Below are 22,855 nucleotides of genomic sequence, written 5' to 3' on the forward strand. Positions count from 1 at the left end.
CGGGCGTGCCCTGCCCCCCCGCCGTGCGGCCCGGTACGCCGCAGTGGGCGCGGTGCCGGGCTATGTACACCTCGGAGGAAACCGCCGCGTTGCTCGGGTTCTCCGACGGCGGCGTTGACGAGGTGCTCATCAACGAGGCGCACTGGACCATGCGCAATCTGCTCCTGGAGCAGCTGGACGAGCGGGCCCAGATGCTGACAGGGCGTCACAAGTCGCTCTCCATGGTCGAGGGCGTCCAGCACGACGACGTCGACGGCATCGCGTTCATCGGGTACCACGCGGGCGCCGGCATGGAGGGCGTGCTCGCGCACACCTACCTCGCCAACTCGATCACCGGCGTGTGGGTCAACGACGTACGCGCGAGTGAAGGGCTGCTCAACTCGCATGTGGTCGCCGAGTACGGCGTGCCCGTCGTCCTGGTCACCGGCGACGATCTGGCCTGCGAGGACGCGCTCGGCTATGCGCCGGGCGCGCTGAAGGTGGCCGTGAAGGACCATGTGTCGCGGTACGCAGCTGTGTGCCGGACGCCGACCCGCACCGCCGCCGACATCCGGGCCGCGGCGCGGGAGGCGGCGGCCCTCGCCACGCGCCACCAGCCGGTCCGGGGCGGCCCGTTCACCGTCGAGCTGGAGTTTGACGCCGAGCATCTGGCCATGGCGTCGACCGTCGTGCCGGGCGTGCGGCGCAGCGGCGAGCGGAAGGTCGCGTACACCAGCGAGACCATGTACGAGGGCATCCGCACCTTCAAGGCGGTCACGACGATCGCATCGGCCGCCGTGGAGGAGCAGTATGGCTGAGCAGACGGGGGAGCAGGCAGGGGAGCGGGCGAGACCGCAGGTCGACGCGAAGGCGCTCGACGAGGTCGTGCGGTTCACGTCCGATCTCATCCGGATAGACACCACCAACCGCGGCAGCGGCGACTGCAGGGAGCGGCCCGCCGCCGAATACGTCGCCGAGTGCCTGGCCGGGGCCGGGCTCGAACCGACGCTCCTGGAGTGCTCACCGGGGCGTACGAACGTCGTCGCGCGCGTCGAGGGAACCGACCCTTCAGCCGACGCGCTCCTTGTCCACGGCCACTTGGACGTCGTGCCCGCCGAGGCGTCCGACTGGAGCGTGGACCCGTTCTCCGGAGAGCTCCGCGACGGTGTGTTGTGGGGCCGCGGCGCCATCGACATGAAGAACATGGACGCGATGATCCTGTCCGTCGTGCGCGGCTGGGCCCGTGCGGGCGTGCGGCCCCGGCGGGACATCGTCATCGCGTTCACCGCGGACGAGGAGGCGAGCGCCGAGGACGGCTCCGGCTTCCTCGCCGACCGGCACGCGTCCCTCTTCGAGGGGTGCACGGAAGGCATCAGCGAGTCCGGTGCCTTCACCTTCCACGACGGGCGGGGCAACCAGCTCTACCCCATCGCCGCGGGCGAGCGCGGCACCGGCTGGCTCAAGCTCACCGCGCGCGGCAAGGCGGGCCACGGCTCGAAGGTGAACCACGCCAACGCGGTGACCAGGCTCGCGGAGGCGATCGCCCGCATCGGGCAGCACCGCTGGCCGGTGCGGCTCACGCCGACGGTCCGTGCGGCGCTGCTCGATCTGGCCGGGCTCTACGGCGTGGAGGCCGATCCGGACGCGCCCGGATTCGACGTGGACGTCCTCCTGGAGAAACTCGGCCCTGCCGCCTCCCTCGTCGAGCCGACCGTACGGGGCAGCGCCAACCCGACCATGCTGCAGGCCGGTTACAAGGTCAATGTGATTCCAGGGGAAGCCGTCGCCTACGTGGACGGGCGCATGCTGCCCGGCGGCGAGGAAGAATTCGTCGCCACCCTTGACCGGCTCACCGGCACGGACGTCGACTGGGAGTTCCACCACCGAGAGGTGGCGCTGCAGGCGCCGGTGGATTCGTCGACGTACGCGAAGATGCGAGCCGCCGTGGAGGAGTTCGCGCCCGAAGGGCATGTGATGCCGTACTGCATGTCCGGCGGCACGGACGCCAAGCAGTTCTCGCGCCTTGGGATCACCGGGTACGGCTTCTCGCCGCTGAAGACCCCGGTGGGCTTCGACTACCAGGCCCTCTTCCACGGCGTGGACGAGCGGGTGCCGGTCGACGCGCTGCACTTCGGCGTCCGCGTTCTCGACCGCTATCTGCGAACGGCCTAGGGAACAAAGGGACATGGGGGAAGAGAGGGACATGAGACAGACCCAGGCGTACGGATCGTGGCCGTCACCCATCGACGCCGCGCTCGCAGCGGCCCACGACGGCTCTCCGGCCCAAGTCGGCTTCGTCGGGGCCGAGGCGTGGTGGACCGAGCCGCGGCCCGCGGAAGGCGGCAGGCGTGCGCTGGTGCGGCGGAGCCCGGACGGGGTGGAGGAATCGGTGCTGCCCGCTCCGTGGAACGTGCGCAGCCGGGTCATGGAGTACGGCGGGCAGGCCTGGGCCGGGGCCGAGGGAGCCGCGGGTCCGCTGGTCGTGTTCGCGAACTTCTCCGACCAGCGGCTGTACGCGTACGAGCCCGAACGCCCCGGCGACGTGCCGCGCCCGCTCACGCCGGTCTCCGACGTGGGCGGCGGACTGCGCTACGTCGACCCCTGTGTGCACCTGGACCGGGGCGAAGTCTGGTGCGTCATGGAGGAGTTCACCGGCGAAGCGCCCACCGATGTGCGCCGTGTGGCCGTCGCCGTGCCCCTGGACGGCTCGGCGGCACAGGACCGCGCCGCGCTGCGTGAACTCACCGACGACCGGCACCGGTTCATCACCGGGCCCCGGCTCTCGCCCGACGGCGGCCGCGTCGCGTGGATCGCCTGGGATCACCCCCGGATGCCGTGGGACGGCACGGAACTGCTGGTCGCCGACGTCCGCGCGGACGGCACGTTCGGCGCGCCGAGAGCGGTCGCCGGCGGGCCCCGGGAGTCGATCGCGCAGGTGGAGTGGAGCGTCGACGGGCAGCTTCTGTACGCCGGTGACCAGACCGGCTGGTGGAACCTGTACCGCAAGGACCCGGCCGACGGCGGCCGCGGGACGCCCCTGTGCCCGCGCGACGAGGAGTTCGCGGGACCCCTGTGGCAGGTCGGCGCCGGCTGGTTCGCGCCGCTGGACAGCGGCCTGATCGCCGTCGTGCACGGCAAGGGCGCCACCTCGCTCGGCGTGCTCGACCCGGAGACGGGTGAGGTCGTCGACGCGGCGGGCCCCTGGACCGAGTTCGCTTCGACCGTCGCGGTCTGCGGCGCCCGGGTCGCAGGCGTCGCGGCGAGCCCCCGCAGCGCGTACGAGGTGGTGGAGCTGGACACGAGCACCGGCCGCGCCCGCGTGATCGGCGCCGCGCACGACGACCCCGTGGACACCGCGTACTACCCCGAGCCGCGCATCCGCACCTTCAGCGGCCCGGCCGGACGCGAGATCCATGCGCACGTCTACCCGCCGCACCACCCCACCCGCGTCGCCCCCGACGACGAACGGCCGCCGTACGTGGTGTGGGCGCACGGCGGCCCCACCGGCCGCTCGCCCCTCGTGCTCGACCTGGAGATCGCCTACTTCACCTCGCGTGGCATCGGCGTCGCCGAGGTCAACTACGGCGGGTCGACGGGCTACGGCCGCGCCTACCGCGAACGGCTGCGCGAGCAGTGGGGCGTGGTCGACGTCGAGGACTGCGCGGCCGTCGCGCTCGCCCTCGCCGACGAGGGCACGGCGGACCGGGACCGGCTCGCGATCCGCGGCGGCAGCGCGGGCGGCTGGACCACGGCGGCGTCCCTGACCACGACGGACGTGTACGCCTGCGGCACCATCAGCTATCCGGTCCTCGACCTCACGGCGTGGGTCGACGGCGGGACGCACGACTTCGAGTCCCGGTACCTGGACTCGCTGATCGGGCCGTTCGACGAGGCGCGGGCACGGTACGTGGAACGCTCGCCCGCCGAGCACGCCGACCGGGTCACCGCGCCGTTCCTGCTGCTGCAGGGGCTCGACGACGTGATCTGTCCGCCCGCGCAGGCCGAGCGGTTCATCGCCGAGCTCGAGGGGCGCGGCGTGCCGTACGCGTACATCGCCTTCGAGGGCGAGGGCCACGGATTCCGCCGCGCGGACACACTGATCCGGGCCCTGGAGACGGAACTCTCCCTGTACGCCCAGGTGTTCGGCCTCAACCTGACGGGACCGGTCCCCACCCTGGAGCTCGTCAAGTGAATCCGCTGACCCGCCCCGCACGGCTGACCCCCGGCGCGCGGGTCGCCGTCGTGGCCCCGAGCGGCCCGGTGGAGCGGGACCAGCTGGCGGCGGGGCTCGACATCCTGCGCGGCTGGGACCTGGAGCCCGTCGTCGCACCCCATGTCCTGGACCTGCACGGGGAGTTCGACTACCTGGCGGGGGCCGACGCGGACCGGGCGCGGGACCTGGAGCGGGCATGGTGCGATCCGACCGTGTCCGCGGTGTTCTGCGCGCGCGGCGGGTACGGCGCCGCGCGGATGGCGGACCTCGTCGACTGGACGGCGATGCGGGCCGCGGGGCCCAAGGTGTTCCTCGGCTACAGCGACATCACCACCCTCCACGAGGCGTTCGCCGCACGTCTCGGCCTCGCCACACTGCACGGCCCGATGGTCGCGGTAGCCGACTTTCTCAAGAACACACGGGCCCAGGACCATCTGCGCGCGACGCTCTTCGAGCCGGAGAGCGTGCGGGTGATCGCCCCCGAAGGGGCGGCCGCGCTGGTGGCGGGGCGGGCCCGTGGTGTCACGCTCGGCGGGTGCGTGAGTCTGCTCGCCGCCGACCTGGGCGCGGCGCACGGGCGGGTGTCCGCGCGCGGCGGGCTGCTCTGCGTGGAGGACATAGGCGAGGAGGCGTACCGACTCGACCGGATCCTCACGCAGTTGCTGCGGGCCGGGTGGCTGGAGGGTGTCGCCGGGATCGTGCTCGGGTCCTGGGAGGACTGCGAGCCGGCCGGCGATGTGCGGGCCCTGTTCGCCGACCGGCTCGGCGGGCTAGGGGTGCCGATCGTCGAGGACTTCGGATTCGGCCACTGCGAGGGCGCGTTGACGGTCCCGTTCGGCCTGCCGGCCGAACTGGACACGGAGGCGGGGACGTTGACGCTTGAGGTGCCAGCGCTGGCGTGAGATCCGCCTGCCGGGCACTGGCGCCGAGAAGCGGCGTACTGGATCTCTGCCGAGATCTGGGCACCGGGGGTCCGTCAGGGGCTGCTGCCGTCTCTCGGTCAGGGGCGGGGTGCCGAGCCTCGGTCAGGTCCGGGTGCCGGGCGTTGGTCAGGGCTCGTGTGCCGATCCTCGGCCAGGGCCAGGGCCAGGGCCAGGGCCAGGGCCAGGGGCCGGGTGCCGGGCGTCGGTCAGCGTTCGTGTGCCGATCCTCGGTCAGGGTCCGGGTGCCGGGCGTCCGTCAGGGTCTGCGTGCCGCCGGATGCATGCCAGGGCTCGCGTGCCGAGCCTGCGTCAGGGTCTGTGTGCCGTGCATCCGTCAGGGGTCGCGTGCCGACCCTCCGTCAGGGTTTGCGTGCCGTGGCTCGGCCAGGGTCCGTGCACCGGACGCCCGTCAGGGCTTGCATGCCGAGCCTCCGTCAAGATCCTGCACCGGGCCTCCGTCACGTTCCGCGTGCCGTCCCTCCGTCAAGACCTGAGAGCCGACCCTCCGTCAAGACCTGCGTACCGGCCCTCCCCCAAGACCTGCATGCCGGCCCTCCGTCAAGACCCCCGTACTGAATTTCCGTCCAGATTCGTCGAGAAACGCCCGCCACGAGCGTTGACCCAGGCGTGACACGCGTCACAGCATGACCCTGTCCGGTTACTGACCGGTCGGTATTCGGCTGTCCTCAGCGTGGAGGTCTCGTGTCCCGTCGTACCGCACCCCGTCGTGCCGTCTCCCGGTCCCGCGCGCCGCTCGCCCTCGCCCTGGGTGCCGCGCTCGCCGCCCCGCTCGCCGTCGTGGGCCCCGCCCCGGCGAGTGCGACCGGCCGGTACACCGTCACCGCACTGAAGTTCACGGTCGGCGTGGGCGGCAGGAGCTGCACCGTCGACGCCGATCTCTACCGGCCCGCCGGCGTGGACGCCGCGCACCCCGCGCCCGCCGTGCTCACCACCAACGGCTTCGGCGGCAGCAAGTCCGACGGGACCGCGGACAACGGCAAGGCCTTCGCCAAGCGCGGCTACGTCGGGCTCGTCTACTCCGGGCTCGGCTTCGGAAAGTCCGGGTGTCTGATCTCCCTGGACGACCCGAAGACCGACGGCAAGGCGGCCTCCGCGCTCATCGACTTCCTCGCGGGCAAGCGCGCCGCCGACGACGGCACGAAGATCGACTACGTCACCAAGGACGCCGGGGCCGATCCGCGTGTCGGCATGATCGGCGGTTCCTACGGCGGGGCGGTCCAGCTGGCGACGGCCGCCGTCGACCACCGGGTCGACGCCCTCGTACCGATGATCACCTGGAACGACCTGAGCTACTCGCTCGGCCCGAACAACGCCACCGACCGACGCGTCCCCGGCGCCGCCAAGTGGCAGTGGATGAACGGCTTCTTTCTCGTCGGTGAGGGCCAGCCGCTGCTCGTGCGGAGCCTGGACCCGTCCCGTATCAACTCCCTGACCTGCCTGCACTTCGCCACGCAGGCCTGCCAGACGATCCGCACCCTCAACTCGGGCCGCTATCCCGCCGACAAGACCGCGGCATTCCAGAAGTACGCGCGCAGCGTCTCGCCCGTCTCCTACCTGCCCCGGGTCAAGGCGCCCACCCTCCTCGTCCAAGGCCAGGCGGACAGCCTCTTCAACCTCAACGAGGCGCAGGCGACGTACGAGACGCTGAAGGCACAGGGCACCACGGCCAAGATGATCTGGCAGTCCTGGGGCCACAGCGGCGGCCTCACCGCCCCGGCGTCCGGCGAACTCAACCTCTCCAAGGGCAACTTGGAGACCAGCTACGTCGGCAAGCGGATCCTGTCGTGGTTCGACCGCTACCTCCACCGGAAGAAGGGCGTCGACACCGGACCCGCCTTCGCCTACCACCAGGACTGGGTGCCGGGCGCCGGCAGACCGAACGGCTCCTACGCCACCGCCCCGCAGCTGCCCGCGCTCAGCCAGAAGCTGTATCTGTCCGGCGACGGCAAGCTCGTCGACAACCCCGCGAAGGTCGCACGCGGCAGCCGCGAGTATCGCAACCGGCTGATCCCGACGAGTCACTCGGAGAGCTCCATCGCCCGGATGATCGGGCTCCCCGACCCCGCACCGCACGACACCAAGGGCACCCACCTCGACTGGACGAGCGAGCCGCTGACCGCCCCGGTGGACGTCGTGGGCGCCCCGAAGGCGACCCTCAAGGTCCTCTCGCCCCGGACGGCGAAGGTGCAGAACTCCGGCGACGCCGCCGACAAGCTGGTCCTCTTCGCGAAGCTGTACGACATCGCGCCCGACGGCAAGAAGACGCTGGTGCACCGGCTCGTGGCCCCCGTGCGCGTCCCGGACGTGACCAAGCCGTTCACCTTCTCGCTGCCGGGGATCGTGCACCGGTACAAGGCGGGCCACAAGCTGCGGTTCACCGTCGCGGCCAGCGACGACGCGTACATCGGGAACAGAGGCGTCAAGCCGGTGACGGTCACCAGCACGCCCAAGAACACCGGGGTGCTGCGCCTGCCCGTCGTCCGCTGAACCCGGACTCACCCGTACGGCTCACACCCCCACCCCGGAGCGGCACCCACCGCGCGCAAACCCTCCCCGGCGGCCCATGCTGGTCGCCAGGGGAGGGCGGCCGAAGCTCCGACGGAAGGGTCCACGCATGAGTCCCAGCACCCCCACGAGCGGCTCGAAGAAGAGCAGCTCGGGTGGCGGCGGCATCCGTGGCGCCATGACGCCCGGCAGGGTGGCCGTCCTCGCGCTCGCCGTGCTCGGCCTGGTCTTCATCTTCGAGAACACCCGCCACACCAAGATCAGACTTCTGATCCCCGAAGTGACCATGCCCCTGTGGGTGGCACTGCTCGTCACGGGTCTGATCGGCGCGCTCTGCGGGGCGTACTTCATGCGGAGGCGCAAGTGAACGTACATCTCAGGCGCGCGGGAGTCGTCGCGGGCGCGGCGCTCGCCGCGGGCGTCATGACCGTGACGACGGCGGCCGCGGCGGGACCGCCGATGCCGGACTTCCGGGGGAAGGGCCTCGTGCGGGTCTTCTCGGGCCTCGACTACCGCACCCGCGTCGACGTCCACGACACCAGCGGCTTCGACCGGCACGTGCTGTGGCCGCTCAGCTGGAAGGTGTGCTCCCAGTCCCCGGCCCCCGGCAAGCAGCTGACCGGGCAGCGCGTCACCATCGGCGTGGTGAAGAAGGGCGAGAGCTGCCCCGGCTGACGCGGGAGCTAGCGTGGCCGGATGCCTGAAAGCACCACCTACCTCGCCGAGGGCTCCCGCGTGGGCATACGCCCCTACACCCTCGCGGACGGCCCCGAGTTCACCACGCGCGCGCGGGAGAGCCGTGAGCTGCACCGCCCCTGGCTCTTCCCGCCCACCACCGACACGGCCTACGCCTCGTACGCGGGCATCCTCATCGAGGACCCGACCAAGGCCGGGTTCCTGCTCTGCGAGCGGGCGGCCGGCGGCAGCGTCGCCGGCTTCGTCAACATCAACAACATCGTCGAGGGCGGCTTCCGGTGCGGGGCGCTCGGCTACGGCGCCTTCGCCCACGCGGCGGGGCGCGGGCTGATGCGGGAGGGGCTCGGACTCGTCGTGCGGTACGCCTTCGACGTACTGAAACTGCACCGCCTGGAGATCAACGTCCAGCCCCGCAACGCCGCGTCCATCGCCCTCGCCCGCAGCTGCGGCTTCCGGCTCGAGGGCTTCTCGCCTGACTTCCTCTTCATCGACGGGGCCTGGCGCGATCACGAACGGTGGGCGTTGACCGCTCCGCTGGATTGACGGTGATGAACCCGCGGGCCGGTGGGGGCTGGTCGCGCAGTTCCCCGCGCCCCTTACGGGGCGCTGTACCCGGCGCCTTTGCGCAATCCTGACCGGTGGAGACCCTGGTCGAGGCCGCCGTCAGCGTGTTCCATGGTGATCGTGACGACCACCGTGCGACGTGACGTACTGACGCTGCCCGCCGCCCCTTTGGGCCCCGAGAACCCGCTGACACCGCTGCGGCCGCTGCGCAGGGTGCACACGCCGGAAGAGCGGGGCAGAGAGGGGCTGCCGCGCGACATGGCGCGGCAGCTGGGGTACGAGCCGCTGCGCGGCATCCTGCCGACCCGGGTGCTCGACGGGTACGGCCGTGAGCGCACCGAGACGACGCTCGACACGCTCGTCGTCGAGAACGACCGGCTGCGCGCCACCGTCCTGCCGGGCCTCGGCGGCCGCGTGCACTCCCTCTTCCACAAGCCGACGGGCCGTGAACTCCTTTACCGCAACCCGGTGTTGCAGCCCGCCGACTTCGCGCTCAACGGCGCCTGGTTCTCCGGCGGCATCGAGTGGAACATCGGCGCCACCGGCCACACGACGCTGTCCTGCGCGCCCCTGCACGCCGCCCGCGTCACCGCACCCGACGGCGGCGAGATGCTGCGGCTCTGGGAGTGGGAACGTCTGCGCGACGTGCCTTTCCAGGTGGACCTGTGGCTGCCCGCGGACTCCGACTTCCTGCACGTCGGCGTGCGGATCCGCAATCCGCACGAGAAGCCGGTGCCGGTGTACTGGTGGTCCAACATCGCGGTGCCCCAGGAGCGCCGCGTCCTCGCCCCGGCCGACGAGGCCTGGCACTTCGGGTACGCGGGCGGCCTGCGCAAGGTGCCGGTGCCGGAGACCGACGGGGTGGACCGGACGTATCCGCCGCGCAGCGAGTACGCCGCCGACTACTTCTACGACGTACCGGCCGACGCCCGGCGGTGGATCGCCGCGCTCGACGACGACGGGCACGGACTCGTCCAGACGTCGACCGATCTGCAGCGCGGCCGCAAGCTCTTCGTCTGGGGCACCGGCACCGGCGGGCGGCGCTGGCAGGAGTGGCTGACCGAGCCGGGCACCGGCGGGTACGCGGAGATCCAGGCGGGTCTCGCGCGGACCCAGCTGGAGCACGTACGCCTGGACGCCGAGGCGGAGTTCGCCTGGCTGGAGTCGTACGGCCCGCTCTCGGCCGCGCCGGACGTGGTGCACGGCGGCGACTGGTCGGCCGCGCGCGGCGAGGCCGAGCAGCGGCTCGCCCAGGCGCTGCCCCGCGACGCGGTGGACGCGGCGTACGAGGCCTGGCGGCCCTGCGCCGACGCCGAACCGGGCGAGCGGCTCGCCACCGGGTCCGGCTGGGGAGCGCTCGAAGTCCTGTGCGCCGGCCACAAGTTGTCCGGCACGCCCTTCGACGAGGCCGACCTCGGCCCCGAACAGGCGCCGTGGGTCGAGCTGTTGCACTCCGGCGCCGTCCCGGAGCCGCGCCGTGTCGCCCCGCCGGGACCGACCCTGGTCGCCCCGCACTGGCGGGACATGCTGGAGACGGCGCCCGCGCGGCCGGTCGCCGAGTATCACCTGGGTGTCGCCCAGTGGCATGCCGGTGACCTCGCCCAGGCGGTGCGCAGCTGGGAGCGCGGGCTCGAACTCGCCCCGTCGCGCTGGCCGTTGCTGCGCTGCCTGGCCGTCGCGGACCAGGAGTCGGGCCATCTGGAAAGGGCCGCGGACCGGTACGCGGAGGCCTTCGACGACCTGTGCCAGGAGCGGCGCGACGACGGCGTCCTGTGGACGTCCGCGACCGCCGCGCTCGGCCGGGAGGCGATGGCCGTGCTGCTCGCGGCGGGACGGCACGGCGCGGCCCGCGGCATATGGGACCGCCTGCACGCGGCCACCCGCGCGGAGGGCCGCTTCCGGCTCGTCGAGATCCAACTGCTCCTGGCCGAGGGCGAGAAGACCGCGGCGCGGGCGATATTCGACGAGGGCTTCGAGCCGGCCGACCTGCGCGAGGGCGCCGAGGTGCTCGGCGAGCTGTGGCGCGCGGCGACCGACGAGGAACTGCCGGCGCGCTACGACTTCCGGATGCGGGCGTCGGCGTCGTCCGAGGAGTGAGGACCGCCCGTGCCGGGACCTGGGCAGCCCGGCACGGGCGGTGACTGTGGAGGGAACCGCGGTCGTCGTTACGCCAACTCGCCGTTCCTGGCCACGACTCGGCCCCCGTGCACGACCATGTCCCGCTGCGGCATGTCCACCAGAACCTGCTGCACGCCTTCACCGCGTACGAGAATGAAGTCGGCCGGGGCGCCGGGCTTCAGGTCGGCGTGGTCCAGGCCCATCACGTCGGCGCCGCCGTGCGCGCCCACGCGGTAGCACTCGGCGAGCTCGTCGTCGAGACGGACGTCGGTGACCCAGCCGAGGATGTGCGTGCGGTGCAGCATGTCGGCGTTGCCGAACGGGCTCCACGCGTCGCGCACCCCGTCCGAGCCGAGCCCGACGCGCACACCGTGCTCACGCAGCTCCGCGATCGGCAGGACGAGCGACTCGTTCGGCGCCACGGTCGTCAGGGAGATGTCCTGCTCGCCCAAGTCGGCCGCCATCTCGCCCAGTTCGGAGTCGGACAGGTACGGCAGGCAGAAGGCGTGGCTGACCGTGACCTTGCCGCGCAGGGAAAGGGCGCGGGTGCGGTCGATGATGGCCCGCAGGACCTTGGTGCCCTTCTCGTCGCGGTCGTGGAGGTGGATGTCCACGCCGACGCCGTGCCGGTCCGCGAGGTCGAAGACCAGGTCGAGCTGTTCGTCCATGGCGTTGTCGAAGCTGATCGGGTCGATGCCGCCGACCAGGTCGATGGAGCCGGAACGGGCCGCCTCCTCAAGGAGTTCCGCCGTGCCGGGCGTCCTGATCACGCCGTGCTGCGGGAACGCCACGACCTGCACGTCGAGCGCGTGCTTGAGGCGCTCGCGGGCCGCGTTCACGCCCTCGACGCCGGCCAGGTCGTAGGCGGGCGCCACGTCCACGTGGGCGCGCATCGCGCGGGTGCCGCGGGTCACGGCGTGCGCCATCAGGCCGTACGCGCGTTCCCCGACAGGCCGCTGCTGGCTCTTGAAGAGCTCCACGTCCTGGGCGACGTAGTCGGCGATGCCGCTCGCGGGCTTGCGGCTGACCCAGTCGCCGCCCCACGTCGTCTTGTCGGGGTGGATGTGCGCGTCCACCAGCGAGGGCAGCGCCACGCGCCCGCCGCAGTCGATCACCTCGGCGCCCTTGGGCGCCCGGCCGTCCGTGATCCGGCCGTCGACCACCGTGAGATCGACCGGGGTCCTGGCGCCGAAGGGGCGGACGTCGCGGAACACCACGGCCTGGGAACGGTGGCCGTCGGCGCGGGACGCGGCGGCCGGGGAGCCGGCCGACAGGGCGGTGGCGGTGCCTGCCAGGGCGGCGGCGCCGGCGAGCATGCCACGGCGGGAGAGGGGCGTCACAGGGGTCTCCTTCGGGGAAGTGGTGCGGAGATGACTGCCGGGAGGTACTGAGGGGTGGTCAGAGCGCGATGCCCGAACGGACCACGCGTACGGGCTTCTTGAGGACCGTCACGTCGGACAGCGGGTCGCCGTCCACGAGGATCACGTCGCCGGCGAAGCCGCGCGCGAGGCGTCCTGCCGTGCGGTCGATGCCGAGCAGCTTCGCGGCGCCGGTGGTGGCCGTGCGGATCGCGTCGAGCGCGGAGAGGCCCGCCGAGCGCATCAGCTCCACCTCGCGGCCGATGGGCTTGATCTTCCCGCCGGAGGAGTCCGTGCCCGCGGCGAGCGGCACGCCCATCTCGTGCGCGGCGAGCACCGCCCGCTTCAGGACCGGCAGGTACTGGCGCCCGCGTTCGGCGAGCACCGGGTCCGATGAGTCGGCGAGACCGGCGATCGCGGTGAGGGTCGGCGTGAAGTACGTGCGCCTGCGCCGCATCTCGGCCAGGGTGCGCTCGCCGACGAACGCGCCGTGCTCCAGGGAGCGGACGCCCGCCATGACCGCGTCGTGGCAGCCCTTCTCGCTGTAGCTGTGGCACAGCACGCCCTTGCCGCCGCGCCGGGCGGCGGCGACCACGGCGGACAGCTGCTCGCGGTCGTACACCTGGGCCAGCGGGTCCTGCTCGGGCAGGCCCGCGCGTTCGTTGACCCGGGTCTTGATGACGTCGGCGCCGCGGGCGAGGTTGACCTCGACGACGCGGCGCAGCGCCTCGGGGGAGCGCACCCCGTCGCGGAGCCTGGCCAGCGGGGTGAGGTCGGGGTCGGCGAGGATCGTGTCGCCCAGGTCGGGCGTGACGAAGACGCCGGCGGCGCGCAGCCTGGGCGCCTGTCCTGGGGCCTGGCGGGCCAGTTCCCGTACGGCGATGTCCTGGTAGAAGTTGGTCGAGCCGCTGCGGGCGCTGGTCGCGCCCCGCGCCACGGCGTCGCGGGCCTCGGCGGCGGTGTTGAGGTGGATGTGCGCGTCGACCAGGCCCGGCAGGATCCACCGCCCGTGCGCGCTGATCGTCTCGGCCCCTTCAGGCACCGAGATCCGTCCGCGGGCGCCCGCCGCGCGCACGACGCCGTCCACGATGACGACCACGGCGTCCTCGGTGACCTCGCCGGTCGCCGGGTCGAGCAGCGTGCCGCCCTCGATGACCAGGTCACCGCCGGTGTGCCCGGCGCGTGCGGCGGCGTTCGCCTGCGGCACGGATGCGGCAAGCACGGCCGTGGTCCCGGCGAGCGCCGCCGCACCCGCGAGGACGCCGCGTCGGGTGAGCCGGGCGGAGGGCGGCGGGGTGGACTCAACGCACATGGGGCTGCTCCAGGACGTGTTACGGAGGGGACGCGTCCGCAATTTGTATACCAAGCTGGAGTGAGCCGCAAGAAGGGTCGGGCAATGCCAAGGCCTATACGGGGTTATGTCCAGTGTGGAGGAGGGCGCGAGGACTGTTGGTATACAGAGTCCGTCAGTGGGCGGGATCTTCCTCGAACAGCGACCGCAGCGCCACCGCCTGGCTGTCCCGCACGTGCAGCAGCGTGCTCGCCGCCGCCGTCTCCTCGTCGCCCGCCGCGATGTGCCGGTAGATGAGGTGGTGCTGGGCCCGCATGTGGTCCGGCTCGGCGCGCATGCCGAACAGGAGCTGGAGCTGCCAGCTCAGCTGCTCCATCATGCGGGCGAGCAGCGGATTGCCGGAGAGGGCCACGATGCCCTCGTGGAACGCGGTGTGCGCGGCGACCTCACGCGCCCCGTCGTCCGCGTCCGACGCCTGCTCGGCGTGGCCGAGCGTGGCCCGCAGCGCGGCGAGGCCCGGCGGCTCGTCGTCCGGCGCGCATGCGGCCACCCGGCGCGCGGAGAGCCGCGACGCCTGCACGGCCAGCGGCTCCCACACCTCGTACAGATGCCGCACATCCGAACGCTCCAGGCGGCGCACCCGCACCCCGCTGTGCGGAAGCAGTTCGAGGAGGCCCTCGGCGACCAGCGCGCGCAGCGCCTCGCGCACGGGCACGCGGGACATCCGCAGCTCCTCGGCGACCTCACGCTCCACCAGGCGCGAACCCAGCGGATAGCGGCGGTCCACGATGCGCTGCCGGACCGCCTCGCGCGCCTGCGCACTCAACGACGTCCGCGACGCCTCTTCCTTGCTGCCCGCCACCGCACCGTCCTCCGTTCGGCCTGTCTGCCGTGGAGGATACGGCTCAGGTCGCGGCGCGCCGGTCCACGTACTCGAAGACCGCGCCGTCCGGGTGCATCGCGATGAGGTTGCGGCCCACCGGGGTCGGCACGGGGCCCGCGATGACCCGGGCGCCGGACGCGTTCAGGACCGCGTACGCCTCGTCGACGTCCTGGACGGCGATCGTCGCGGAGACCTTCCGGAGGATCTCCAGCTCCCGCTCCGGTCCGCTCATCAGCAGAAAGCAGCCGACCGCCGCGACCGAGACGCCCCCACGCTCGAAACGCTGCGCGGGGCCGCCCGCGAGACGTTCATAGAAGGCGACCGAGGACTCCAGGTCCTCGACGCAGATACGCAGCGTGGCTCCCAGGATCTCCATACGGGCGAGCCTAGTTGGCGCTGCCCGCACGCGAGATCGTTTCCGGCGACTCCGGTGACTTCCATCCCGTGGCAGCCACCACATCGGCCGCGATGTCCCCGACCGGCCGCCCGTCCGTCGCGATCCGCCGCGTGCCCTCGGGGACGTGCCGCTCCAGGTGGCGGGCCATGAACGCGCTGCGCCGCAGCTGCTGTTGGAGCTCCGAGCCCAGCTCGCGGGCGGTGAGCCGCTCCTCGACGGTGGCGTCCGACGCGGTCAGGAGCACGCGGATGATGCGCGGCCCGCCGAGCGCGCCGCGGAAGATCCACTCAGCGCTGCCGAGCACGCTCGCCGTGTTCGTGTAGACGAGCCGGCGGCAGCCGAGATCCGTGTAGTTCGCCCAGAGCGCCGCGAGGTTGCGCTCGGTGATCCTGGAACGGTCGGGGTCGCCGTCCGGTGCCGGATGGACCGCGTCCAGGGTGTCGCCCTCGATGTACGCGTGCGCCACGTCCGCCGCCCGAAGGAGCGCCGCGACCTCCCAGCCGACCGAGGACTTGCCGGCCCCGGAACGGCCCCCGATGAGCAGTGCTTCAGGTTCAGGCCTTCGCATGGGGCGAGCGTGCCAGGCCCGCACGCCCTCACGCGACCCGGTATTCCTCCACGTCCTCCGCGTGCCGCAGCTCAAGTCCGTGCCCGACGCCGCCCTCGGGGCGCACGGTGCCGCCCGTCGGGTCCAGGGCCCCGTCGAAGAACATCGACTCGATCCGCACATGGTCGTGGAACCACTCGACGTGCCGCAGATTCGGTACGCAGGCGGCCACCGCGGCATGCGCGTGCGGGGCGCCGTGGGCCGAGACCTCCAGGCCGTGGCCCTGCGCGAGGGCCGCGACGCGCAGCCACTCGGTGATTCCGCCGCAGCGGGTCGCGTCCACCTGGAGGCAGTCGACGGAGGGGAGCATCCGCGCGAAGTACGGGAGGTGGCAGCCGTATTCACCGGCCGTCACGTCGCAGGGGAGCGCGTCCCGCACCAGGGCGAGCCCGCGCAGATCGTCCGCCGAAACAGGTTCCTCGAACAGGCCCACGCCGTGCTCGGCGAGCACCCGGCCGACCCGTACCGCCTGCTTGCGGGTGTAGCCGCCGCTCGCGTCGACGTACAACTCGGCCTGCGGGCCGATGACTTCACGCGCGGTGCGCACCCGCGCCACATCGCGGGCCGCCGCCCGGCCCCAGCTCTCGCCGACCTTGATCTTGACGCGCGGGATGTGCTGACCGTGCACCCAGCCGGTCAGCTGGGCCGCCAGATGCGTGTCGTGGTACGTCGTGAAGCCGCCGCTCCCGTAGACGGGAACCGCGTCGCGGGCGGCCCCCAGGAGACGCACCAAGGGCAGTTCGAGGAGGCGTGCCTTGAGGTCCCACAGGGCGATGTCGACCGCGGAGAGCGCGCACGAGGCGGCGCCGGGGCGGCCGGTGTTGCGGACCGCCTTGGCCATCGCGTCGTGCGCCGCGGGGATGTCGACGGCGTCGAGCCCCGTGACGGCCGGCACGAGCTGCTCGTCGATGAGGGACACCACGGCGGCGGGGGCGTAGGTCCAGCCGGTCCCCGTGGCGTCGCCCGCCGTGACCTCGACGATCACGATCGTCGTGGCATCCCAAGAGAAGGTGCCGTCCGCCTCCGGGGCGTCCGCGGGCACCGAGTACGCGGACATGACGGGTCGTTCGATGGGCACTGCGTCCTTCATCGGGGCGTCCTGGGTCGCGTGGGAGGGGTGGGGAGCGGGGGGAGTGTGGAGTGGGGACGGCGATGCGGCCGTTCGATGTGCGGGGCTGTACGGGTATCCAGGGCGGTGGCGGGCAAACGGCCGGTGCAGGGGCGGGGACCGGCGGGGCCCACGGACGTGGACCGGCGGGCCGCACGGAGCGGCCACCGCCTCGCGGCGATGCCCGCCGACCGCGTCCGCGCAAGTGGCTCCTCGTGGAGCAGGCGCTGTTGCGGTGGGCTGGGTCAGCGGGTGCCGGACAGCCGCTTGGGACGTGCGCCCGACGACGCCTTGAACCAGGCGTTGGCCGCCGGCACGAACATCAGGACGAGCGCCCCGAGCACCGCGCTCAGATGCAGCACGCGGCTCGCGCCGAACAAGGCGTCCACCACCCCCAGATCCCGGAAGGCGTCCAGCGGTGCGTGCCCGTCGGCCAGCCACTGGACGGGGCCGACGACGAGGGACGCCGTGCCGAAGCCGCCGAGCCCCACGGCGAGCACCCACCGCGCCCAGTTCCGGCCACGCCGCAGCTGGACGGCGAGCAGGACGGCCACCGAGAACACGGTCATCCGCAGCAACAGCCCGCCCGCTATCTCCCCGGCAGTCGTCTCCCCGTCGGCGATGAGCCCGCCCACCGCGAGCACCATCTCGAAGACGCCCGCCGCGACCGCGGTGATCCACAGGGCGAAGGCGGTGTGCACCGGCGGGGGAGCGGAGGGCTCACCGCCGCGCACCGGCCGGGACCGCATCGGCTTCGGGTGCCCTGAACGCGTTTCGTACGCCATGGTGTGCCTCGCTCGCTTCCGTAGGACCGGGACTTCTCCCTGAATCCTTCCGGCGCGGGCAGCGCGAGGCACGCCCGCGAGCCCCCGAACCGAGGTGTTGTCAACACCCCTGCGAGCCCTGCGGAAACCCCCATGACCTGGGACGGCGTCGGGCCCGCGGCGTGAACCGCGGGCCCGGTCACTCGGCGTACGACCGCCGGCGTCACGTACGGCTACCACCGGTACCAGCGGGACCGAGTCCCGCCGGTGGTTGTGGAGCGCATCAGGAATCCGAGGAGCCAGATGACGAGCACGACGACGGCGATCCACCAGAGGACCTGCACCGCGAAGCCCGCCCCGAAGAGCAGCAGGGCCAGCAGCAGGACGAGCAGAATCGGAACCATGGTGTCTACCTCCTGCCGTCCGGGTATCCCCAACGGGCTGCCCTACGCGGCGTTTTGAGCCATCGACGCCCGGCCTCAGGACCGCCCCGCGGCCCTCACTTCCGGCAGAGGATCTCCCCGTGCAGCACGGTGAACCAGCCGTCGTCCCGCTGCCCCCACTCCCGCCACGCGTCGGCGATGGCCCGCAGCTCCCCGGCGTCGGCGTGCCCGGACTCCACCGCGCGGTCGGCGTACGACGAGGCGACCGTGCGGTCCGCCCACAGGCCGCTCCACCAGTCGCGCTCCGGTGCCGATGAGTAGCACCAGGTGCTCGCGGTCGCCGTGACGTCGTCGAAACCGGCCTCCAGCGCCCAGGACTTGAGGCGCCGCCCCGCGTCCGGCTCCCCGCCGTTGGCGCGGGCCACCCGCCGGTACAGGTCGAGCCAGCCGTCCAGGACGGGGGACTGCGGATACCAGGTCATCGCCTCGTAGTCCGCGTCGCGGGCGGCGACGATGCCGCCCGGCGCACAGACCCGCCGCATCTCGCTCAGGGCGCGCACCGGGTCGCCGACGTGCTGCAGCACCTGATGGGCGTGCACGACGCAGAACGAGTCGTCCGGGTACGGCAGGTCATGGACGTCGGCGACGGTGAACTCGACGTTCGCCAGGCCGCGCCCTGCGGCCGTGGCGCGTGCCTGGTCCAGGATGCCGGGGGCCTGGTCGACGCCCGTGACCCGGCCGTCGGGGACGAGCTCGGCCAGCTCGGCGGTGATGGTGCCGGGGCCGCAGCCGATGTCCAGGATCTTCATGTGCGGCTTGAGTGAACCGGCGAGATAGGCCGCCGAGTTGGCGACGGTCCGCCAGGTGTGGGAACGCAGCACGGACTCATGGTGTCCGTGCGTGTAGACGGCGGTCTCCTCCGGCATGACGGGAACTCCTTCGCGTTCGCTGCCGCTTGCTGCGGTGCTCCGAACCGTACGCCGCCATGTCGAATGATGAGACCCGCGTATCAGTATTTGGTCACGGCCCGTTGGTGGGGCGGCGATTGACGCGGGCAGGGAGCCGGCAGGGAATTGATTTGCTCTCCCCGACCCCCGCCGCTGACAATGCGTGACCATGGGACATCTTGAAGCCGCGCACATCGAGTACTACCTGCCGGACGGCCGTGCGCTGCTCGGCGATGTCTCGTTCCGCGTGGGCGAGGGCGCCATCGTCGCCCTCGTCGGGGCGAACGGCGCGGGCAAGACCACCCTGCTGCGGCTGATCTCCGGAGAGCTCCAGCCGCACGGCGGCACCGTCACCGTCAGCGGCGGGCTCGGCGTGATGCCGCAGTTCGTGGGGTCGGTGCGGGACGAGACGACCGTGCGCGAGCTGCTCGTCTCCGTGTCCTCGCCCCGCATCCGCGAGGCCGCCGAGGCCGTGGACGTCGCCGAGCACGCGATCATGACCGTCGACGACGAGGCCGCGCAGCTCCAGTACGCACAGGCACTCTCCGACTGGGCCGAGGTCCAGGGCTACGAGGCCGAGACGCTGTGGGACATGTGCACCACGGCCGCGCTCGGCGTCCCCTACGACAAGGCCCAGTTCCGCGAGGTCCGCACGCTCTCCGGCGGCGAGCAGAAGCGCCTCGTCCTCGAAGCGCTGCTGCGCGGCGGCGACGAGGTGCTGCTCCTCGACGAGCCGGACAACTATCTCGACGTACCGGGAAAGCGCTGGCTGGAGGAGCGGCTCAAGGAGACGCGCAAGACCGTCCTGTTCGTCTCGCACGACCGGGAGCTCCTCGCCCGCGCCGCCGAGAAGATCGTCAGCGTCGAGCCGGGCCCCGCGGGCGCCGACGCCTGGGTGCACGGCGGCGGCTTCGCCACCTTCCACGAGGCGCGGCGCGAGCGGTTCGCGCGCTTCGAGGAGCTGCGCAGGCGCTGGGACGAGAAGCACGCCCAGCTGAAGAAGCTGGTCCTGAACCTGCGGCAGGCCGCCGCCGTCAGCCACGAGATGGCCTCGCGGTACGCCGCCGCGCAGACCAGGCTGCGCAAGTTCGAGGAGGCGGGACCGCCGCCCGAGCCGCCCCGCGAGCAGGACATCACCATGCGGCTGCACGGCGGGCGCACCGGCATCCGGGCCATCACCTGCAAGGGCCTGGAGCTGACCGGCCTGATGAAACCCTTCGACCTGGAGGTCTTCTACGGCGAGCGGGTCGCCGTGCTCGGCTCGAACGGCTCAGGGAAGTCGCACTTCCTGCGGCTCCTCGCGGGCGGCGACGTCGCGCACAGCGGCGAGTGGAAGCTGGGCGCGCGCGTCGTGGCGGGCCACTTCGCGCAGACCCACGCCCACCCCGAGCTCTTCGGCCGCACGCTCCTCGACATCCTGTGGCGCGAGCACGCCCAGGACAAGGGCCCCGCCATGTCGCGCCTTCGCCGGTACGAGCTGACCGGCCAGGCCGAGCAGCGCTTCGAGCGGCTCTCGGGCGGCCAGCAGGCGCGCTTCCAGATCCTGCTCCTGGAGCTCGAGGGCTCCACCGCACTGCTGCTCGACGAGCCCACCGACAACCTCGACCTGGAATCGGCCGAAGCCCTCCAGGAGGGCCTTGAGGCATACGAGGGAACGGTGCTAGCGGTCACCCACGACCGCTGGTTCGCCCGCTCCTTCGACCGCTACCTGGTCTTCGGCAGCGACGGCCTGGTACGCGAGACACCGGAGCCGGTGTGGGACGAGCGCAGGGTGGAACGCAAGCGCTGAGCGGCTTCGGGTGCGCCCCGAAGGGGAGCGGGGCTGTGACATGTGCGGCTCCGCCGCGTGGGCGCGACCAGCCACGACGAAGCCGCAGACGGGCGACGGCACCTCTCGGCACTTCCCGCGGAGCGGTAGCGCCCACGCGCTCCAGGGGGGGCAGCTGAGCGCCCCGCAAGGGGCGCGGGGAACTGCGCGACCAGCCACGACGGACCCGCAGACAAGCGACGGCACCCACGCCGCACTTCCCGCGGAGCGCCAAGCGGTCGCGCCCCCGCGCCCCAGGAGGACAATGGCAGGTATGGCAGACACGACTGGCAAGGCCGCACACCCGCTCCTCGCCCGGCACGCCGCCGCCCTCGACCTCTTCACCGACCGCGTGCACGAGGTCCGGGCCGACCAGTGGGACGCACCGACGCCCTGCACCGACTGGTCCGTACGCGACCTCGTCAACCACCTCACCGCCGAGCAGCTATGGGTGCCCTCGCTGATCCGCGACGGCGCCACCATCGCCTCCGTCGGCGACGCCTTCGACGGCGACATGCTCGGCCCCGACCCCGTCGCCTCCTGGGACACCGCGGCCGCCGCCGCCCGCGAGGCGTTCGCCGAGCCGGGCGCCCTCGACCGCACCGTCCACCTCTCCTTCGGTGACACCTCGGCCGTCTTCTACTGCGGACAGATGATCACCGACCTCGTCGTGCACGCCTGGGACCTGTCCCGGGGAATCGGCGCGGACGAACGGCTCCCGGACGACCTCGTCGCCTTCTCCGTAGGCGAAATCACGCCGTACGCCGCCGACTTGGAGAAGAGCGGCCTCTTCGCCCCCGCGGTGGAACCGCAGGCGGACGCCGATGCGCAGACCAGAATGCTGAACCTGCTGGGGCGCCGGGTGTGAGGGCGCCGGCTCCTTCGCCCTGACCGAGAGAACCCCGTACGCTGCGCACTTGGAGCAGAGAGCGTTCTCTGCGCCCGCGCGGGCGGAGCCGCGGAGAGCACGGACGATCTTGCGGGGGCAAGGGTGGGCACGGATGGGCCGCGGATGAGCGCGGAGCCGCTGAGGATGTCCTGCACGACCGGGGACGTGGACGAGGCGCGGGATGTCATCGGCGCCGCGTTCTACAGCAACTTCATGGACGTCATCGACGGACCGCGCACCTTCCGGGCCGAGTTCGACGTCGGGCAGCTCGGCGAGCTCACCCTCGGGGAACTGAGCTGCGGCGCCGATGTGCGGATGCGGCTCGGTGAACTCGGCTCGTACCACGTGAACATACTGCTCGGCGGGCAGATGCACTTCCGGCAGGGCGCCGCAGCGGGCACCGTCGCGACGGCCGAGCGGGCCGGGGTGTTCCAGCCCGTCGGCGACACGGTGGTGGAACGGTGGACCGGCGACTGCCGCATCCTCGCCGTGAAGATGGACCGCGACGCCCTCGAACGGCGCCTTGAACAGCTCCTCGGGCGGTCCTTCCGCACCCCGCTGACCTTCGCGCCCGAACTCGACACCACCCGTGGCCCGGGGCGCAGCTGGGCACGGCTCGTCACGACCGTCGTGGCGGACCTGCGCGACGACCCGGACACGCTGATGGCGTCGCCGCTGGTCGCGGCGCCGCTGCAGGAGGCCGTCCTGAACGGGATGCTGCTCGCCGCCGACCACCCCTTCCGTGCCGAACTCGCCGCCCCGGCACAGCGGTTGCGCCCGGCGCCGGTCAAGCGCGCGATGGACGCCGTGCAGCAGCGCCCCGACCATCCGTTCACGCCCGCGGGGCTCGCCGCCGAGGCGCGGGTCGGTGTGCGCTGGCTCCAGGAGGCGTTCCGCCGCTACGTGGGGATGTCACCCATGGCGTATGTGCGGGACGTACGGCTGAACCGGGTGCACCACGAGCTGCGGGCGGCGGAGCCCGGCGCGGTGAACGTGAGCGACGTGGCGCACCGGTGGGGCTTCAGCCATCTGGGGCGGTTCGCCGAGCAGTACCGGGCCCGGTTCGGCGAGCTGCCGTCGCAGACGCTGCGCGGGTGAACGGGCCCCTGCGGGAGGGGACGCGCTTCAGGAGGGGGTGCGTTATCCGGACAACGGCCGCGCTCAGCGGATCGTGGCCGCGCCCGCACTGAATTATCGTTTCACCTGTCGTCGGCTTGGCCGGTCGCCGTCCGAGGGTCCATAGCCCGCCCCGCGGGCACGACCGTGACGGACCCCCGGCGAACCGGGCCCCGCCCAAACCACCCGCCCGGCCCCGCGCCCCCCGGCGCGCGCACCCCCCCCGCCGCCGGGGGCCCGGACCCCCCCCCCCCGCGCCCCCCCCCCCCGCGCGGCGCGCCCCCGC

The 22,855-nt window shown here is 72.6% G+C and carries 21 protein-coding genes; 12 read left to right on the plus strand and 9 right to left on the minus strand.

Annotation, left to right across the window (positions count from 1 at the left end; genetic code table 11):
- Positions 1-5: 5 nt before the first annotated feature.
- The 9 genes from ACFWY6_RS11265 (at position 6) to ACFWY6_RS11305 (ending at position 10,998) form a co-directional block, all read left to right on the plus strand.
- Positions 6-797: a M55 family metallopeptidase gene (locus ACFWY6_RS11265; protein ID WP_384687952.1), complete on the plus strand. Its 792-nt coding sequence runs from the start codon at positions 6-8 to the stop codon at positions 795-797.
- Entirely contained in the window at positions 790-2,151 is a 1,362-nt protein-coding gene (locus ACFWY6_RS11270; RefSeq protein ID WP_384687933.1) for a M20/M25/M40 family metallo-hydrolase, read from the plus strand. The genes ACFWY6_RS11265 and ACFWY6_RS11270 overlap by 8 nt, the downstream gene beginning before the upstream one ends.
- 31 nt (positions 2,152-2,182) lie before the next feature.
- Positions 2,183-4,171, plus strand: coding sequence for a prolyl oligopeptidase family serine peptidase (locus tag ACFWY6_RS11275; RefSeq protein ID WP_384687934.1), 1,989 nt, complete (start codon positions 2,183-2,185; stop codon positions 4,169-4,171).
- Entirely contained in the window at positions 4,168-5,094 is a 927-nt protein-coding gene (locus tag ACFWY6_RS11280) for an LD-carboxypeptidase (protein ID WP_384687935.1), read from the plus strand. The genes ACFWY6_RS11275 and ACFWY6_RS11280 overlap by 4 nt, the downstream gene beginning before the upstream one ends.
- A 723-nt stretch (positions 5,095-5,817) precedes the next feature.
- Positions 5,818-7,623 (plus strand): CocE/NonD family hydrolase, encoded by a 1,806-nt coding sequence (locus ACFWY6_RS11285; protein ID WP_384687936.1) that lies wholly within the window; start codon positions 5,818-5,820, stop codon positions 7,621-7,623.
- A gap of 127 nt (positions 7,624-7,750) precedes the next feature.
- Positions 7,751-8,008 carry a DUF1049 domain-containing protein gene (locus ACFWY6_RS11290; protein WP_384687937.1) on the plus strand — a complete coding sequence of 86 codons (258 nt, stop codon included), beginning with the start codon at positions 7,751-7,753 and terminating at the stop codon, positions 8,006-8,008.
- Positions 8,005-8,316 (plus strand): hypothetical protein, encoded by a 312-nt coding sequence (locus ACFWY6_RS11295; protein WP_384687938.1) that lies wholly within the window; start codon positions 8,005-8,007, stop codon positions 8,314-8,316. Before ACFWY6_RS11290 ends, ACFWY6_RS11295 begins: the two co-directional genes overlap by 4 nt.
- 21 nt (positions 8,317-8,337) lie before the next feature.
- Positions 8,338-8,880: a GNAT family N-acetyltransferase gene (locus ACFWY6_RS11300; protein WP_384687939.1), complete on the plus strand. Its 543-nt coding sequence runs from the start codon at positions 8,338-8,340 to the stop codon at positions 8,878-8,880.
- A 132-nt stretch (positions 8,881-9,012) separates the two neighbouring features.
- Positions 9,013-10,998, plus strand: coding sequence for a DUF5107 domain-containing protein (locus ACFWY6_RS11305; protein WP_384687940.1), 1,986 nt, complete (start codon positions 9,013-9,015; stop codon positions 10,996-10,998).
- Between the two features lie 68 nt (positions 10,999-11,066).
- Here the strand turns inward: ACFWY6_RS11305 and ACFWY6_RS11310 are convergent, their stop codons facing one another.
- From ACFWY6_RS11310 to ACFWY6_RS11350, 9 genes are all read right to left on the minus strand, one after another.
- The gene (locus tag ACFWY6_RS11310) at positions 11,067-12,335 is read right to left on the minus strand and encodes an amidohydrolase (RefSeq protein ID WP_384687953.1); all 1,269 of its coding nucleotides are present in this window, start codon (positions 12,333-12,335) and stop codon (positions 11,067-11,069) included.
- Positions 12,336-12,417: 82 nt separating this feature from the next.
- Positions 12,418-13,689, minus strand: a complete 1,272-nt coding sequence (locus tag ACFWY6_RS11315; RefSeq protein ID WP_384687941.1) for an amidohydrolase family protein — start codon at positions 13,687-13,689, stop codon at positions 12,418-12,420.
- Between the two features lie 154 nt (positions 13,690-13,843).
- A complete protein-coding gene (locus ACFWY6_RS11320; RefSeq protein ID WP_384687942.1) occupies positions 13,844-14,530 on the minus strand; it encodes a GntR family transcriptional regulator in 687 nt (228 codons plus the stop codon).
- A 43-nt stretch (positions 14,531-14,573) separates the two neighbouring features.
- Entirely contained in the window at positions 14,574-14,927 is a 354-nt protein-coding gene (locus tag ACFWY6_RS11325; protein WP_135333505.1) for a VOC family protein, read from the minus strand.
- A 10-nt stretch (positions 14,928-14,937) separates the two neighbouring features.
- Positions 14,938-15,516 (minus strand): hypothetical protein, encoded by a 579-nt coding sequence (locus tag ACFWY6_RS11330; protein ID WP_384687943.1) that lies wholly within the window; start codon positions 15,514-15,516, stop codon positions 14,938-14,940.
- Positions 15,517-15,544: 28 nt separating this feature from the next.
- A complete protein-coding gene (locus tag ACFWY6_RS11335) occupies positions 15,545-16,645 on the minus strand; it encodes an enolase C-terminal domain-like protein (RefSeq protein WP_384687944.1) in 1,101 nt (366 codons plus the stop codon).
- A 263-nt stretch (positions 16,646-16,908) separates the two neighbouring features.
- Positions 16,909-17,448 carry a hypothetical protein gene (locus ACFWY6_RS11340; RefSeq protein WP_384687945.1) on the minus strand — a complete coding sequence of 180 codons (540 nt, stop codon included), beginning with the start codon at positions 17,446-17,448 and terminating at the stop codon, positions 16,909-16,911.
- A gap of 212 nt (positions 17,449-17,660) precedes the next feature.
- Entirely contained in the window at positions 17,661-17,831 is a 171-nt protein-coding gene (locus tag ACFWY6_RS11345) for a hydrophobic protein (protein WP_384687946.1), read from the minus strand.
- A 95-nt stretch (positions 17,832-17,926) separates the two neighbouring features.
- Positions 17,927-18,736 carry a methyltransferase domain-containing protein gene (locus ACFWY6_RS11350; RefSeq protein ID WP_384687947.1) on the minus strand — a complete coding sequence of 270 codons (810 nt, stop codon included), beginning with the start codon at positions 18,734-18,736 and terminating at the stop codon, positions 17,927-17,929.
- A gap of 190 nt (positions 18,737-18,926) precedes the next feature.
- Here ACFWY6_RS11350 and ACFWY6_RS11355 point away from each other — a divergent pair, with 190 nt between their 5' ends.
- From ACFWY6_RS11355 to ACFWY6_RS11365, 3 genes are all read left to right on the plus strand, one after another.
- Positions 18,927-20,546 carry an ABC-F family ATP-binding cassette domain-containing protein gene (locus ACFWY6_RS11355; RefSeq protein WP_384687948.1) on the plus strand — a complete coding sequence of 540 codons (1,620 nt, stop codon included), beginning with the start codon at positions 18,927-18,929 and terminating at the stop codon, positions 20,544-20,546.
- A gap of 292 nt (positions 20,547-20,838) precedes the next feature.
- Positions 20,839-21,432 (plus strand): TIGR03086 family metal-binding protein, encoded by a 594-nt coding sequence (locus tag ACFWY6_RS11360; RefSeq protein WP_384687949.1) that lies wholly within the window; start codon positions 20,839-20,841, stop codon positions 21,430-21,432.
- Positions 21,433-21,597: 165 nt separating this feature from the next.
- Positions 21,598-22,551: an AraC family transcriptional regulator gene (locus tag ACFWY6_RS11365; protein WP_384687950.1), complete on the plus strand. Its 954-nt coding sequence runs from the start codon at positions 21,598-21,600 to the stop codon at positions 22,549-22,551.
- Positions 22,552-22,855: the final 304 nt, after the last annotated feature.

It is taken from the genome of Streptomyces sp. NPDC059037, assembly GCF_042740015.1.
Lineage (GTDB): Bacteria > Actinomycetota > Actinomycetes > Streptomycetales > Streptomycetaceae > Streptomyces.